At 68.4% G+C, this 16,327-nt stretch carries 10 protein-coding genes; 4 read left to right on the top strand and 6 right to left on the bottom strand.

The window, feature by feature from the left end; translation table 11 throughout:
* Positions 1–13: 13 nt before the first annotated feature.
* Both JYK02_RS34675 and JYK02_RS34670 read left to right on the top strand, forming a co-directional pair.
* Complete coding sequence (locus JYK02_RS34675) at positions 14–3,286, top strand: CHAT domain-containing tetratricopeptide repeat protein (protein WP_242589548.1); 3,273 nt, start codon at positions 14–16, stop codon at positions 3,284–3,286.
* Positions 3,287–4,010: 724 nt separating this feature from the next.
* Entirely contained in the window at positions 4,011–5,342 is a 1,332-nt protein-coding gene (locus JYK02_RS34670) for a carotenoid oxygenase family protein (RefSeq protein WP_207057210.1), read from the top strand.
* Between the two features lie 89 nt (positions 5,343–5,431).
* Here the strand turns inward: JYK02_RS34670 and JYK02_RS40165 are convergent, their stop codons facing one another.
* The 5 genes from JYK02_RS40165 to JYK02_RS34650 form a co-directional block, all read right to left on the bottom strand.
* On the bottom strand, positions 5,432–5,755 hold the full coding sequence (locus JYK02_RS40165; protein WP_347402651.1) for a putative metal-binding motif-containing protein: 324 nt from the start codon (positions 5,753–5,755) through the stop codon (positions 5,432–5,434).
* On the bottom strand, positions 5,733–6,344 hold the full coding sequence (locus JYK02_RS40160; RefSeq protein WP_242589547.1) for a hypothetical protein: 612 nt from the start codon (positions 6,342–6,344) through the stop codon (positions 5,733–5,735). The genes JYK02_RS40165 and JYK02_RS40160 overlap by 23 nt, the downstream gene beginning before the upstream one ends.
* A 125-nt stretch (positions 6,345–6,469) precedes the next feature.
* Positions 6,470–7,174: a hypothetical protein gene (locus JYK02_RS34660; protein WP_207057209.1), complete on the bottom strand. Its 705-nt coding sequence runs from the start codon at positions 7,172–7,174 to the stop codon at positions 6,470–6,472.
* Positions 7,175–8,030: 856 nt separating this feature from the next.
* Positions 8,031–9,896 carry a family 43 glycosylhydrolase gene (locus JYK02_RS34655; protein ID WP_242589546.1) on the bottom strand — a complete coding sequence of 622 codons (1,866 nt, stop codon included), beginning with the start codon at positions 9,894–9,896 and terminating at the stop codon, positions 8,031–8,033.
* A gap of 107 nt (positions 9,897–10,003) precedes the next feature.
* Positions 10,004–10,945 carry a glycoside hydrolase family 43 protein gene (locus tag JYK02_RS34650; RefSeq protein WP_207057207.1) on the bottom strand — a complete coding sequence of 314 codons (942 nt, stop codon included), beginning with the start codon at positions 10,943–10,945 and terminating at the stop codon, positions 10,004–10,006.
* A 113-nt stretch (positions 10,946–11,058) separates the two neighbouring features.
* Here JYK02_RS34650 and JYK02_RS34645 point away from each other — a divergent pair, with 113 nt between their 5' ends.
* The gene (locus JYK02_RS34645) at positions 11,059–12,099 is read left to right on the top strand and encodes a glycoside hydrolase family 43 protein (protein ID WP_207057206.1); all 1,041 of its coding nucleotides are present in this window, start codon (positions 11,059–11,061) and stop codon (positions 12,097–12,099) included.
* Between the two features lie 33 nt (positions 12,100–12,132).
* Here JYK02_RS34645 and JYK02_RS34640 read toward each other — a convergent pair whose 3' ends face one another.
* Positions 12,133–14,940: a TonB-dependent receptor gene (locus JYK02_RS34640; RefSeq protein WP_207057205.1), complete on the bottom strand. Its 2,808-nt coding sequence runs from the start codon at positions 14,938–14,940 to the stop codon at positions 12,133–12,135.
* 288 nt (positions 14,941–15,228) lie between these two features.
* Here JYK02_RS34640 and JYK02_RS34635 point away from each other — a divergent pair, with 288 nt between their 5' ends.
* A complete protein-coding gene (locus JYK02_RS34635) occupies positions 15,229–16,293 on the top strand; it encodes a galactose-1-epimerase (RefSeq protein WP_207057204.1) in 1,065 nt (354 codons plus the stop codon).
* Positions 16,294–16,327 lie beyond the last annotated feature (34 nt).

Genomic DNA, 16,327 nt, shown 5'->3' with positions numbered 1-16,327 from the left:
GATTGTCGGATGGATGGTGGTGCTGGCCCTGGGCTGTGCCGCGAGAATGCCTGCGGAAGGGGGGCAGCAAGAGGCACGGCTGAGCGAGGCTCGGAAGGCCTATGTCCGGATGCTGGAGCTCTACGGCGCGGGCAGGTACGCGGAGGCCCTGGCGCAGGGCGAACATGCACTCGTGCTGCAAGAGGCGGTGCTCGGGAGCATGCATCCCGAAGTCGCCGACTGTTTGAACCGGCTCGGCGTGTTCTACCAACTCCAGGGAGACTTCGGCCGGGCGGAGCCCCTGCTACGACGCGGGCTTGCCATTCGAGAAGCGACCCTTCTGGAAACCGCTGGCTCGCGCTACGCCCTCGGCCACTCCACGGCCCTGGAGTCATACAGCCGGGCCCCGCAGCTCCACGCGAATGAGTCCAGGTTCGAGGTCGCGGCCATTCACACTGGCGGGATGACCGAATCAATCCAGTTCGAGCAGTCCCTGATTGCTCCTTTCGGGAACCAACAACTGTCCAGCACTGTCGAATTCTACCAGGAGCCGGGGTTCGCTCCTCAGGACAAGGTCCTTGGCAGGAACCGGACTGCCGTCGCCGAGTCCCTCGACAATCTCGCCAATCTCTATCAAGAGCAGGGATTGTACAGTCGGGCGGAACCGCTCTACGTGCGCGCGCTCGGTCTCTGGGAGGAGACGTTCGGCAAGGACCACCCCGCCTTCGCGGATTCTCTCAACAATCTGGCGCTGCTCTACCGGCAGCAGGGATTGTACGGCCAGGCGGAGCCGCTGTATGTGCGCGCGCTGGCCCTCCGGGAAGCGGCCCTCGGTGGGAGCCACCCGCACGTCGCGGCATCGCTCAGCAACCTGGCCACCCTCTACCAGGACCAGGGCTTGTACGGTCAGGCGGAGCCACTGTACGTGCGCGCGCTTGCCATTCGGGAGACGACGCTTGGCAGGAACCATCCCAGCGTCGCGGCATCGCTCAGCAACCTGGCCACCCTCTACCAGGACCAGGGCTTGTACGGCCGGGCGGAGCCGCTGTTCGTGCGCGCGCTGGCCATACGGGAAGCGGCCCCTGGCAAGAGCCCTCTCGAACTCGCCGCACTGCTCAACAACCTCGCCAGCCTCTACCTCGCCCAGGGGAGGCATGGCCAGGCGGAGCCGCTGTACGTGCGCGCGCTGGCCATCTGCGAGGGGACACTCGGCAAGCGGCATCCCCATATCGCGGCCTTGCTGAACAACCTGGCCACCCTCCATCGGAACCAGGGACAGGACGACCCGGCGGAGCGGCTCTACCTGCGAGCCCTCTCGATTTGGGAGGACGCCTTCGGCCCCCATCATCCCGATGTCGCCGGTTCGCTGAACAACCTGGCCACCCTCTACCGGGACCAGGGGCGGTACAGCCGGGCCGAGCCGCTCTACCGACGCGCGCTTGCCATCCGGGAGTCGGTGCTCGGCAAGAACCATCCGGACCTCGCCGCTTCGCTCAACAGCCTGGCCGTCCTCCAGCTGGCTCAACACCGCCTGGACGCGGCCGTTCCGTTGTTCACGCGCGCCTTCGTCGTGTCCGAGCAGCGCCTTCGCAAGGAGGCGCTGGATTTCTCCGAAGCGCGGCTCGCCAGCTTCCTCCAGTTGCTGCGCACCGACGAGGAGCGCCTCTATGCACTGCTGCGCGCGCACCCGGAGTCCGCCGACGTCCGGCGCCTGGCCCTGAGCGCCGCGCTGCTCCTCAAGGGGCGCTCCGTCGAGGAGACCGCCGACATCTCCCGCGCGGTCTACCGGAGCCTGGGCGCGGAGGAGCGCGGCACCTTCAAGCAGTTGCGCGGACTGCGTACCCAACTGGCGAGCCTCTCACTGCACGGGCCCGGCACGCTCTCCCTGAGGGCGTATCAGCAGCAGCTTCAGGCCCTCGCGGAGCAGGGGGATGCTCTCGAAGCCACCCTCGCCCGGCGCTCGGCTCCGCTGCGCACGCTGGCCGCGCTGCCCGCTCCCGCCGACATCGTCGACCGCGTCGCCGCGGCCCTCCCTGGGGACGGCGCCCTGGTGGAGTTCCTCACCTACGAGGACCGCCCCCTCGTGCCAGGGGCCGGTGCTCCCGGTTCCCAGCTGCGGTGCCTGGCGCTGGTGCTCCTGCCCGACGCGAGCCTTCGCGCCGTCGACCTGGGCCCCGCCGGCCCCCTCGAAGCAGCCGCCTCACGGCTGCGGGACGCCCTGGCCAGCCGGGATGCCGCCTTCCAGTCCCACGCCCAGGCGCTCTACCGGCTCGCGTTCCAGCCGCTGCTTGCGTTGTTGGGGAAGGCCCACCGTCTCTTCCTTTCACCGGATGGGCAGCTGTCCCTGGTCCCCTTCGCCGCCCTGCACGACGGCGAGCGGTTCCTCGTGGACGCCTATGACTTCACCTATCTCACCTCCGGCAAGGATCTGCTGTCCCGGCTCCAGCAGCTCCAGCCGGCTTCTTCCGTGGTCGTCCTGGCGGACCCTGCATTCAACACGCCGCTCCCGGTGCCTGCCGCGGTCGCGGTGGGGATTCCGGAGCGAGCCGAGCGCTCCTTCTCGTCGCGGAGTCAGGAACTGGCGAGCCGGGACTGGAACCTCGTCCCCTTGCCAGGATCCCGGCAGGAGGCGGAGGCCATCCAGCGCCTGTTCCCGCAGGCCCAGCTCTTCCTGGGGCCGGAGGCGACCAAGGAGCGGCTGCTGCACCTGACCCGTCCCGGCATCCTCCACCTGGCCACTCACGGCTTCTTCCTGGATGACGACGTCGCTGCCGTCGGCTCCCGCGCCGTCGCCCACTTCGGCGCGCTGGGGGAGAACGCGCTCGCTTCCCGCGCGCCGGATCCCCTGCTGCGGGCGGGCCTGCTCTTCGCGGGCGCGAATGCGCGGACGCCCGCCATGGCAAGTACCTCGGGGGCTCCACCTGATAGCGCGCTGGTGACGGCGCTGGAGTTGGCGGGGCTGGACCTGTGGGGCACACAGTTGGTGGTCCTCTCCGCCTGCGACACCGGCCGGGGCGACGTCCGCCGGGGGCAGGGCGTGTATGGGCTGCGGCGGGCCTTCCTCGTGGCCGGCGCCGAGACCGTGGTCACCAGCCTGTGGAAGGTGGATGACCAGACGACGAGCGCATTGATGGAGGCCTACTACCGTAACCTGCTGGCGGGGCAGGGGAGGGCCGCCGCGCTGCGCGAGGCCATGCGCAAGCTCCGGGCCGCCCGGCCCCATCCGCACTACTGGGCCCCCTTCCTCGTGCTGGGCAGGGAGGCCCCTTTGCGTTGGCTCACATCCGAACTCCATTCAGTTCGATGAAATGAATACATGGCCCAAGAGGCCACATGGCCGTCTCGTTACCCCGCCGTCCCCGTGCTCCACAGCACCTGCCCCTGCGGCGAGGCGATGACATGGAGCCGGCATCGTAGGGCGTGACGGCGAGCCAGAATCCGCCGAAGTCGTCGGCGCACGTGCCGGTCCGGACGAACTCGTGAACGAAGCCGAGCGTATGCCCCAGCTCGTGCGCCAGGAGGCCTGACAGCAGGGGCCAGCCAGTGCCGCTGACGAACGCCATGTTCGAGATGTAGAGCGTGCGCCGATCGCGAGCACTGCGGGGTACGAAGGCCGACGCGAGGGTGGTCGTGCTGGTGAAGGGGGCGACGTTGAAGACGACGTTCCCATTCGTGTTGGTGCAGTTCGCGTCCTGATCCGGGCGATAGACGAACTGGATGGACGCCTGCGCGCCCCACGCGCCGCGTCTGGCGTGTCGCCGCAGCCTCCGCAGACCAAGGTCAGTGCAAGCGCGCCGCGTACCAGGGGCATGGAATTCTTCGTCAAGTGATTCCTCCGCTTCAGTTTGCCTGGGGAGAAGTCCACGACAGGGAAAACGATGCAGGGTTGCCTTCACTGGCCCTCCAGCAGCAGCTTCCCGGTCGCTGGGTCTGGGTTTTACCCGGGTGATATTGACGGGGCATTTATACCCGGATAGAAATGGCGTCATTCTGATTCCTGCCCGGGCAGGGGCACTCACAGGAGTGATGTCATGACCGCATTCGATTTGAGCCGTGGCGCGGGCGCTCCGGTTGCCGACGAGATCGACTTCGTCGAACTGCGTGTCACGGGGGACCTCCCGCGCGGACTCGACGGAACGCTGCTGCGCAACGGGCCGAACCCCCTGCGCGGCCGCTTCGAGGGCAACGACGTGCTGGCGTGGTGGCCGGAAGCGGCGATGCTGCACGCGATCTCATTCGAGGACGGCCGCGCGGCCCGCTACCGGAACCGCTGGGCGCGCACGCGCCGGTGGGCTGACGTGTACGCGCCCGAGCAGGCGCCGCATCTGACTGACACCAACCCGAACGTGAACGTGGTGCTGCACGCGGGCGAATTGCTGGCGTTGGCGGAGGGTGGGGCGCCGCTCGCGATTACCGCCGAGCTCGATTCGCTCGGCGTACCCCGACGGCACGCAGGGGGCGGTGGCGGGATGACCGCGCATCCGAAGGTCGATCCGCTGACGGGCGAGCTCATCTCGTTTCGCGCGGACTGGCGCGCACCGTGGCTGCGCTATGGCGTCGCGGACGCGCAGGGCGTGCAGCGCGTCGACGTCGTCGTCGACGTGCCGGCGCCGTCAATGATGCACGACCTCGCGATCACCGCGACCCGCAGCCTGCTGCTCGACCTGAACGTCGGGTACGACTTCTCGATGCTGAAGCAGGGCCACCGGATGCCGTTGCGCTGGTACGACGACCGGCCGGCGCGCATCGGCGTGATTCCGAGGCACGGCGGCGACGTGCGCTGGTTTGGCATCGAGCCTTGCTTCATCCTGCACGTCGTCAACGCGTATGACCGCGACGAAGCGTGTGTCGTGCTCGATGCGATCCGCTACCCGTGGTACCTGCGGCTCGACGCGAGCACGGGCAGGCTCGCCGACAATCCTGTCGCCATGCTGTGGCGCTACGTGATCGATACGGCGAACGGCCGGGTCGACGAAGGGCCGCTCACCGATGGCGGACTCGAACTGCCGCGCATCAACGAGAGCCGTACCGGGCGCCGGTACCGTTACCTGTATGCGACCGAGCAGCCGACCTCCGCTGAAATGCGCGGTGTGGTCCGCTTCGATGTCGAGCGGGGCGCGACGACGCGCTACGCGGTGCCGGCCGGTGACCAGAACAGCGAGCCCGTTTTCGTGCCGCGCCCGGGAGGCGTCGACGAGGACGACGGCTGGCTGATGGTGATGGTGTATCGCGCGGCGACGGACTCCAGCGACCTCGTCATCCTCGACGCGCGCGCGATCCACGAGGAGCCCGTCGCGACCGTTCACCTGCCGCGTCGGGTGCCAGCCGGCTTTCACGGCGCGTGGGTTCCGAGGGCACGCTGAGCGCTCTGTTCGACCCGTGGCCTGTCCGGAGCGTTCAGTGCTCCGAACTCGGCTGAAGGCCTCCGGCGTGGGTTCTCTTCAGGCCGGGTCTACGTGCAGGCGTCGCCCACCCCGTCCTGGTCTGTGTCGGTCTGGTCGGGATTGGGCACGGCGGGGCAGTTGTCGACGTCGTCCGCGACGCCATCACCATCCGAATCCACGACGGCGGGCAGGTCGGAGCCGTCGCAATCCTGGTCGATGCCGTCTCCCGGCGTCTCGGTGGCTCCCGGGTGGATGCTGGCGTCGTTGTCGTTGCAGTCGTCGCCGCCGTAGCTGGTCGACACATACCCATCCAGGTCGGAGTCACCGGTCAGGGGGGTGCACTGCTTCACGTTGCTGTAGGAGCCCGCGTCATAGCGATCGTAGAGGGCCACCCGGTACTGGTACGTGCTGCCGGGGGCACGGCCGGGGTCCGGGTTGTAGTTCGGTCGGTCGGGGAGGCAGTGACCACGCCGTGTAGAGCATGGTCGTCCGGTCCGGATGGTCCGGGTAGCAGTAGGTCAGCGTGGGCGCGGGCGGCGCCTGGTTGGCGATGGGCAGGGCATAGGCCGCGCCCGGGTTGTAGGACGTCACGCCCAGCGTGGAGACGAACCAGTTCCCCGTGCCCGTGAACTTGAGGCCCGAGATGACCGTGGTCGTGGTGGGGGTCGTGTCCGGGTACCGGACCTCGAAGCGGTAGATGCCCTGGAAACCGCTCCACACGTAGAGGCCGCTGAACTGGACCGTGAACGTCTGCCCCGGGCCTACGGTCGTCGTGGGCCCGTACAGGGTCTTGTCGTAGGAGTGGAAGTCCGCGTCCGCATAGACATACACCTGATCAGACGGGCCAAACTTCCCCACGCCGGTGTTCTTGAACAGCACGGTGACCGTGCCGGTGGTCGCGGCCTCGGCGGACGTCGCGCCTCCCGCCACGGCGAGGAGAAGCGAAAGGGAAGACAGGGCTTGCAAACGATTGCGGAACATCCTGGCGCTCCTGGACAGGGCATTGCCAAACGCGTTGGCTTGCCCTGACTGACATGGAGCTTCACCGTCTGTATTGCCCGCCCCGTCTATTCCCATCCAGAAAGAGTTTGGCGCCTCGCCCAAAGCTACTCGATGGTCGGGGCCTGGTTCATGTTGGCCGTGGGATCCGCGCTACCCTGGCCGAGCGCGCCGCCCAGCAGCGAGCTGCCCGCGGTGCCAACGGCGCCGACGACACCCGTCACGCCCTGGGCCACGCCCTGCACGCCCTGGCTGACGGCCTGCACGCCCTGGGTCGCGGCCTGCACCAGCTCGGTGAGGCTGCTGATGACCGAGACGACGCCCTCCAGCAGCTTGCCGAGGCTCTCGGTCTTGCTGCCACCGGCCGGCGAGAAGCCGTCCGTCTGGAGCGACTGCATCAGGGGCGAGGAGGCCGTGGAGCCAGGCAGCTGGGCGCCGCCAGGCAGCGAGGGCGAGAAGGGCATGGCGCCCGGCAGCTGGCCGGCGCCGGCCTGGAAGGACGAGGCAAGGTCCGACACCTGGCCGGCGCCGGCCAGGAAGGGCGAGGCGAGGTCCGGCAACGCGGTGGCGGCGTCGAGCAGCGAGGACTTGGAGAACCTGGAGTCAGGCTTCTGGGGCGCGTTCGGAGCGTTCGGCGTGGAGGGCTTGGTGGCGTCCGGCTTCTGGGTGGCGTTCGGCGCGTTGGGCGTGGACGGCTTGGTGGCGTCCGGCTTCTGGGAGGCGTTGGGGGTGCTCGGCTTGGAAGACGGGAGGTCCTGCGCGGGGGGACGGCGGATGGCGTTGGTGGAGGAGCCGCGGGAGGAGATCTTCATGGGGGAGCTCGTTTCGGAGGAAGAGGGTGGGAGCCGCGTTCTGCGTTGAGTCCACCCATAGCAGCGGGCGTGCCACCCCCACCGAAGCCCCATTGCATGCCCAACCCATTGATTTTCTTGGACTCGCTTGTGACCTGGCCTCCGTTCCCGGGGCTGGACCTGGTGACTGCCGTCACGGGCTGATGAGTCCGGTCATCAGGGGGGCGGGCCACGCGCCGCCACCCTCCCCGGATAGATTCGTGATTTCACCGCGAGGGGCACTGACAGATGAAATCGCAAAAGCATGCAGGCATCCGTGGATGGGTCGCAGGGTTGATGGTCGCCACGCTGCTCGGTTGTGGAGACGAGCGGGGCGTCCCTCGCGAAACCGAGCCCCAAACACAGGCGGAAACGAATTGCAGGAATGTCGATTTGACCGAACCCGAGGTCGCGCGAAGTCTTGAGGGCGCGAGATTGACGCCCTTGGGTCCGATCACGGTGCGGAATGTGGACGGGAAGCGGATTTCGTCCCGGCGATTCCAGGTGGAGGCCACAGCCGCGGCGCAAGTGATTGTTGAATGTACGGGAAGCTGTACGGGTGACTCCACTTGTGAACCGCCGCAGGGCTGCGAACTCTTCGGCAACGGTTGCACCCAGCTCAGGTGCCGGGGGAATGACTGCAAAGGGACCTGCACGAAGAAGTCGGTGCGCGAGCCTGACGCGGGGACGCCGGACGCGGGCACCGCGGATGCCGGTGTCGCGGATGCGGGCGCCGACGACGCGGGCGCTGCCGCCTTCTGAGTCCGGAAGCTTCCTGGAAAACCACCGAGAGGCGAGCCCCCGCGTGGGGGAGCTCGCCGCTCGCGCGGGTGACGGCTCAGTCCTTCAGTTCGTAGACGCGGACATGGTCGAAGTTGGCGACGAAGCCAGCTCCCGCCTGGGACACCAGGCCGATGCGCGCCCCTGTTCCCAGCTTGTGCGCCCACGTCCCCGCGCGGCTCCAGTGGCTGCCGTCCCGGCTGGAGTACGCGGTGAAGGACTCCTCCTGCCCCACGATGCGCCGGGCCACCCGCAGCCACAGCGTCTCATCGGCCGGGCCTCCCGCGGTCTCGCCGTAGCGCGGGTAGCGCGCGGGCACGCCCGGGCCCACTTCCTTCGCGAAGGCGACCTGGCGCGTATCCCAGTACGAGAACTGAACGAGCTTCACGTAGTTGTCCTCGTCGCTGTGGAGGACGAGGCCCGCCTGGACGTAGTTGTGGCAGCAGCCCTCCGGAGGCAGGTTCATCTTGAGCTTCGTCTCGACCAGGTAGTTTCCGGCGGGGGCCTGCTCCCAGAGGATGGAGGCGTTGTCGACATCCTCGAAGAGGTCGGCCGCCTGGGTGTTGAAGCGGAAGGTGCCATCCTCCAGCGCGAAGTCGGACGGAGGAGGCGGGCGCACCCAGGTCCACTGCCCGCCGAGCACCGTGCCGGTGAACTCATCCGAGGCCGCGGGGATGAGCGCGCCGGGCTCGTCCTGCTTCGCCGGCACCATCGTGTAGCGGCTCTTCGTGTTCTCCGCCTCGCCCGCTGGCGCGGGCTGCTCGGTGTCCGAGGGCCCCTGGCCGCCGCGCGCCACGGGCCATTCGTCCACCCAGTCCAGCGCATCCATCAACACCGGGCGCCTGGGGAGCAGATCGCCATTCTCTGTCGGAGCCATGTAGGGATTCGCGGTGTCAATGGCGTGATAGAGAATCCAGTCCTGGCCGCCCAGGTCCGTGAGGAACGTGTTGTGGCCCGGGCCCACCCAGCGGTTGCCATTGAGGCTGAGCACCGGGGTGCCACCCACGCGGCCCGCGGTCAGCGGGACACCCTCGCGATCCACGAAGGGACCCAGCGGACTCAGGGAGCGCCCGGCGAACACGCTGTAGCCGCTGAGCGGCCCGTTGCAGCAGTTCGTCGAGGAGCCAAGCAGATAATAGTAGTCCCCGTGCTTGATGACGTTGGCGGCCTCGTAACGGTTGGGGATGGTGACCTCCACCTGCGAGGCGGCAACCGAAGTCAGGCCATCCTCCGAGAGCTGGCGCACGGAGATGCCGCCGAAATAGCTCCCGTAATAGATATACCTGGCACCGTCGGCGGCGATGATCACCTCGGGATCGAACACCCACCGGCGCTCGCCCTTGCAGCAGGGCGCGTCATGGGGCTCCACGGTGGCCTGGTCGGCATGGGTCCAGGGCCCCATCGGGCTGGCGCTCGTGGCCACGCCAATGGCGCTGCCGCCGGCCCGCGTGTCCACCACCGTGTAATACAGATAGTATTTACCGCCGAAGAAGGTGATTTCAGGCGCCCAGAGCGCCGTCTCCGGCTTTGCCCAGGCCGGAGGCGCGGAGAACGCGTCTCCGACGTAGGTCCAGCTCACCAGGTCATAGGATTGGAGGGTGGGGATCAGGTGCCTTCTGTAGCGGCCCGCCGAGTCCTTGTCCTGATCGTTGAGGGGGTCGGTCGTACAGTACATGTACCAGCCCGCGTCGCCCTGCTGCTGACCGCGGATGATCGTGGGGTCCGCGCACGTCTCGACACGCCCACCCTCGGGGGCCGCGATCCGCAAGGGATTGGTGAAGCTCTTCGTGACGGGCCCGGGCGGCGGGGGCGGTGGGGGAGGGGGCGGCGGAGGAGGGGGCGGCGGCGGTTCTTCCACCACCGGCTCGCCTGGCGGCTTCACCGGGTCGTTCTTGCACGCCGTGGCACTCAGCACTGCGAGCATCAGGAGCATTGCGCTCCTCTGGCTCCAACTTCGGAATGAAGACGGCCTGCCACGCATGTTTTCTACCCTTCTGGGTGGGTGTCGCTGGTTGTGATTCTGTCTTTGCTTCAACGCCTTGGCAGCTCGATGTCGTCATCCGTCGGGCCGAGCACCCGCGGACCTTCCGGCGTCCACACGATGGGGTCGATGCACATCCGCCGTGCCGTCTGGCCCACGTCCCACGCGTGGTAGACCATCACGTCCTGGCCGTCTGGCCCGACGACGACGCTGTTGTGCCCGGGCCCGATGACGCGACCGGGGACCGTGCGCAGCAGCGGCGGTACGCCCTTGGGCTCCGTCCACGGGCCGAGCGGGTGGTCGGCGACGGCATACGCGACGCCATACGACGGAGTGAGCCAGGAGCCTCCCGAGTAGAAGCACCAGTACCGCCCGTGCCGTTTCACGACGGACGGCCCCTCCAGCGTGTGCCAGTCGTAGACCTGGCCGTACATCGGGCGCTGACGCTGGTAGATCTGCCAGTCATCCGACGGCGTGAGCATCGTGCGCGGTCCCCCGCGCAGGGCCGTCATCCCGTCGAGCACGTCGACCGCGAGCATCGTTCCGACGCGTGCTCCCTCCAGCACGTCCCGGGCGTGGAAGAGGTACCAGGTCCCGTCGTCATCCCGGAACGGCGAGGCGTCGATGGCGAACCGCTCGTTCGGGGTCAGGTTGACGCCCTGGTCCCGGAAAGGGCCCGTGGGCGTGTCCGCGACCGCGACGCGCAGGTGATGGCCCCGGTCCTCGAACCCCACCGAGTAATACATCCACCAGCGCCCCTCGTGCTCCGCGACCTCCGGCGCCCAGTAGTCCGTGCCCTGCTCGGGCGGCAGCGGCTCGAGTGCGCCGCCCACCGAGGTCCAGTGCACGAGGTCAGGGGAGGTGAGCACCTCGAAGGGGCGTCCATCGACGACCTTCCCGGTGCCATAGGCGACGTATCCACTCCCCGTGCGCAACACGAACGGGTCCGCGAAATAGGTGGGATGAACAGGATTGCGATAACGGATCGACATGGGACGGTTGGATATCACGGCGTGACTCCACGACCGTGGTGACGACTGCTACCCTTCCAGCGGATGACTTTCAGTCCGCGCCCACCCCGGGCGAGGGCGTCAGGAGACCTTCCTTGTCCGGCATCGGTAGCGCATCGTTTCGCGGCCTTCTCACCGCGGCCCTGGTCCTGAATGGCTGTGCCACGAAGAGCGAGACGCCCCCACGGGCCGACGTCCCCTTCGCGCCCGTGTTCCGGGCCAACTTCCCGGACCCGTTCATCCTCGAGCACGACGGGCGCTATCTGGCCTATGCGACGAATGACGGCGCCAACGTGCAGATGGCGGCCTCCACCGACCTGATGAACTGGCGGCTGCTCACGGAGGAGGGCGCGTCCGGGCGCAAGCACGACGCCATGCCGGTCCTGCCCCCCTGGGCGAAGGAAGGCTTCACCTGGGCCCCCGAGGTGCTGAAGACCGACGCCGGCTTCGTGCTCTATTTCACCGCGCGCCACGCGGCCAGCGGCCTGCAGTGCATTGGCGCCGCGACCAGCCAGGATCCGCTCGGGCCCTTCACGTCGGAGGCGACAGAGCCCCTCGTCTGTCAGCAGGCGCTCGGTGGCACCATCGACGCGAGCCCCTTCCGGGCCCCGGACGGGCAGCTCTACCTGTACTTCAAGAATGACGGGAACCACTCCGCCTTCAACAAGCCGACGGAGCTCTTCGCCCAGCGGCTGTCCCCTGACGGACTCAGCCTCGTAGGCGAGCCCGTGTCGCTCGTGCGCAATGACAAACCCTGGGAGCGGCACGTGGTGGAGGCGCCCACCATGGTGGAGCGGGGCGGCGCCTACGTGCTGTTCTTCTCCGCCGGTGACTATGGCTGGCAGGACTCCGAGCGCGTGTCGAGCTATGCCATCGGCTACGCCACCTGCGAGGGACCGCTGGGCCCCTGCGTGGATGCGCCCACCAATCCGTTCCTCGCCAGCACGTCCCAGCCCTGCCTCAGCGGGCCCGGTCATCAGACCGTGTTCCAGGCCGGCGGCCAGGACCTGATCGCCTTCCACTCCTGGTCGGCGACCCCGTCGTGCGCTCCCGCGAAGCAGGGCCGCTTCATGCACATCGCCCAGCTGACGTGGCAGGACAGCGTGCCCCGCATCACCCCGCTCGCGCCGCGCTGAGGCTCCAGAGGCCCCAGCGCGGCCCCGCCTGCGCTAGATGCGGAAGCGCAGGCCCAGCGCGAAGATGCTCTCCTCGTAGCGCACGTCGCGAGGGTAGGTGTCACCCTCGGGCGTGAACTGCCGGAAGCTCCGGTAGGGATTGCCGAGGATGTTGGACGCGTCGAACGTGAAGGAGAGGCCGTCCAGCGGCTTCGACGTCCAGGGCGCGTAGCTCGCCGAGAAGTCGAGCCGCGCGACGCCGTCCACGTACTCGCCGGTGAAGCCGTCGCCGTCGGGGTTCTGGACGTAGCTGGTGATCCACCGCGAGCGGCGGTTGTACGCCAGCCGCGCGGAGAGCCCGTCGCGCTCGTACATGGCGACGAGGTTGTAGGACCACTTGGACACGCCGGGGATGCGGCCCGTCTCGCCCAGCGCCAGGTTGAAGCCCGTGGGGAAGGCCTGCTCGTCGTCCAGGTACGTGAGGTTGGCGTAGGCGCCGAAGCCCTTCAGCCAGCCCTCCGGGAGGAAGTCGAAGAAGGTGCCGAGCGACGCCTCGAAGCCCTGGAGGCTGCCCTCGCCGCCGTTCACCGGGATGTTCACGCGCACCCGGCCCTCGCCGTAGGTGGGGTCGTCCCGCGTCACGTCCAGGTTCGTGATGAAGCCCTTGATGTCACGGTGGAACAGGGCGAGTGACGCCATGCCGGTCTGCAGGAAGTAGTACTCCAGCGACGCGTCGAAGTTGTTCGAGCGCACGGGCTTGAGGTCCGGGTTGCCGCCGCTGCCGGTGATCTGACAGCCCGGCGGCGGGTTCGGCTCGGACAGACAGGGCGGGGGCGAGCCGAGCGTCTCGGGGCGCAGTTGGTCGAAGCCCGGCCGCGTGCGGGTCTGGTTGGCGGACAGACGCAGGTGCAGGTCCGGGATGAAGCGGACGCGCGCGGTGGCGTTGGGGAGCAGGTCGGTGTAGCTGCCGCTGCCCTTCTGGAGGGCACCGCCCACCGGCGTGATGCTGACCTCGGTCTGCGTGTTCACGATGCGGGCGCCGACGACGCCGTCCACCCGCACGCTGCCGACCTTGAAGTCGTAGCGGCCCTGTCCGTACCCCGCGTAGGTCTGCTCGCTCGCATCGAAGATGCGCAGCCGCTCGGGGTCGCCCGGGTTGAAGCCCTGGATGGCGCGCAGCTGCTCCACGTTGTTGCGGAGGCTGTCATAGGTGGGCACCACCCAGGTGCGCTGGCCCTGGATGTCGCCGCCGCCGCGGAAGCCGGGGCGGAACACATGCAGGTCCACCGGCATCTCGGACAGCGGCGTCCCGGCCGCCAGGCCGCAGGGCGCGCCGGGGTTGCCGCCGTCATCGTCGGCGCAGTAGCGCTGCCCGTTCTCCTGGTAGGCGTCGCGCGTCGTGGCCCGGAGGCCGAACTCCAGCTTGGGGATGACGGAGAGGCCCGTCTTCAGGTCGGCGTCCGCACGGGCCTGCCAGTCGTCACCCGCCGCGACGTAGGAGCGGTCGAAGAAGCCGACGTAGCGGTAGTTGGCGGGATCCGTCAGGTCGAAGTCCCGCACCGCGAACTCCATGCCCCCGGGCCCGCGCGGCACGTCGAAGTTGACGTCGAAGGTGGGGGAGGTGGCGAACTCCTGGTCGAAGCTGTAGAGCGACAGGTCGAACCGGCTGTTCGTCCGCGCGACGTCGGCGGAGACGCGCAGCGGCCCCGCTTCGTAGATGCCACCGACGGCGAGCTGGATGGTGTCCGTCTCGCGGGTGGTGGCGCCCTGGAACATGAACGGCCGGGCGGCGTTCTCCACCGTCATGCTCTGCGCCTGATCCGTCGTGCCCGGACGCAGCGTCACGTTGGTGTAGCGGTGGCCATCACCCCACAGCCGCATCTCCAGCTGGCGGTCCGACACCCGGTCGCGGTACCCCTGCCAGAGTCCGTCGACATAGAACTCGAGCTTGTCGTTCGGCTTCCACTGCACCGAGCCGTTGATGGACGGCCGCTCGCGCTGGCCTCCGCCGTAGAAGATGCCGACGACGTCCGGAGAGACGAACTGCTGGCCCGTGACCGCGTCCACGCCGGGATTGATGAAGCCCGTGTTCCAGCGCGCGGAGTCCAGGTAGTTGAGGCGGGTGTAGGAGAAGTTGACCAGCGCGCCGAACTCGCCCGCACCGGTCTTGAAGCGGTCGGTGATGAGCAGGTTGGCGTTCGGATCATACCGGCCGGACTGGTTGGCGTAGCTGCCCCGCACGGAGCCGGAGACCTCGAAGCCGTCGAAGTCGAACGGCCGGCGCGAGCGCACGTCGATGAGGCCGGCGAGGCCCCCCTCGACCTGCTCGGCGGTCGTGGTCTTGTAGACCTCCAGCGCCGCGATGCCTCCCGACGGGAAGTCCGCGAGCGCGACGCTGCGCGTCTCGGCGGTGAAGATCTCACGGCCGTTGTAGGTCGTCGTGAGGTCGGGCAGGCCGCGCACCAGCACCTGGCCGTTCGCCTCGCCGCGGGCGCGGTCCACCTGGACGCCAGGGATGCGCGCCGCCGTCTCGGAGACCGTCACGTCCGGCAGCTTGCCGATGTCCTGCGCCACCACCGTGTCGACAATCTGGTCGGACTCGCGCTTGATGGTCTGCGCCTGCTGCATGCTGCGCTGCAGGCCGACGACGACGACCTCCTCGTAGAACTCGTCAGCGCCAACGTCGTAGGGCTCGGTGGCTTCGGCGTACGTGCCCGCGTCCGCCTGCTGCGGAGGGGCCTGCACCACCGTCCCGGCGTCCGGTGCCGTCCCCGCGTCAGGAGCGGGCGGCGTGTCCTCCGCGGTCCGCAGGGGCGCATCCGCCTGGGCGGCCAGGGCTCCAGACGGGGCGGTGGAGAGCATCAGTAGCGCGAGGGAGGTCGGACAAAGAAGAAGCTTCTTCAAGCGCATCCAGTGCTCTCCTAAAATTTCATGCATTCCAGCTTTGTTCGGTTGGCATCTGCCTTATGGGACTGGAGGGTGTCAAGACGAGTTATCAGTGTTTCGCCGCGCACAGTTCCCGAGGGGCGCGTAAGACTTCCTGCGTCAAATGGGCGCGGTTGTACCCAGGTCCACTTGTTTGTGATTCAAGGCGCGGAGGCTCGCGCACTGACATAGGCTCGCGCGCCCATCTTCATTGCAGGAGGCCGCGTGGAGCGGAGTTCCTTCGGTACGGCCCCGGGCGGGCAGCCCGTTGATGTCTACACCCTCACCAACCGGCAGGGGATGGAGGCCCGCGTCACCAACTACGGCGGCATCATCCTCAGCCTGCGTGTGCCGGACCGGGATGGCCGCTTCGACGACGTGGTGCTGGGCTACGACGCGCTGGCGGACTACGTGGCGGAGTCCCCGTACTTCGGCGCGCTCGTGGGCCGCTATGGCAACCGCATCGCGCGGGGCCGCTTCACGCTCGATGGCCGGCAGTACACGCTGGCGACGAACAACGGGGTGAACCACCTGCACGGCGGGCTCAAGGGCTTCGACAAGGTGGTGTGGACGGCGGCGCCCTTCGAGAACGACCAGGGCATGGGACTGGTCCTCACCTACGTCAGCCCTGACGGCGAGGAGGGCTATCCGGGGACGCTGACGGCGCGGGTGACCTACACGCTGACCGCCGACAACGCGCTCGTCTTCGACTACCACGGCACCACGGACAAGCCCACGCCGGTCAACCTCACGCAGCACAGCTACTTCAACCTCGCGGGCGACGGGCGGCGCGACGTCCTGGGCCATGTCGTCACGTTCAACGCGGACCGCTTCGTCCCGATTGACGCGACGTCCATCCCGCTGGGCATGCTGCGCGACGTTGCGGGCACGCCGTTCGACTTCCGGCGGCCCACGGCCATTGGCGCGCGCATCCAGCAGGACGACGAGCAGCTGCGCAACGGCATTGGCTATGACCACAGCCTCGTGCTCGACAAGGGGGGCCAGCCCGGCGCGCTGACGCTGGCCGCGCACGTGCTGGAGCCTGGCACCGGCCGGGTGATGGAGGTCCACACCACCGAGCCGGGCATGCAGTTCTATTCCGGCAACTTCCTCGACGGCACGCTGAAGGGGAAGCGGGGCGCCGTCTACCACCACCGCTTCGGCCTCGCGCTGGAGACCCAGCACCTGCCGGATTCGCCGAACCAGCCGGCCTTCCCCTCCACCATCCTGCGCCCTGGCGAAGAGTACCGCTCGCGCACCGTCTACCGCTTCTCCGTCTCCGGAGCGTGAGCTCCGCCGCGCCCCCACCCTGGTAAACACATCG

Origin of the sequence: Corallococcus macrosporus (assembly GCF_017302985.1) — a bacterium.
Taxonomy (GTDB): Bacteria; Myxococcota; Myxococcia; order Myxococcales; family Myxococcaceae; genus Corallococcus; species Corallococcus macrosporus_A.
Note: the sequence above shows the minus strand (reverse complement) of the source record. Positions and strands in the feature narration are given on the sequence as shown.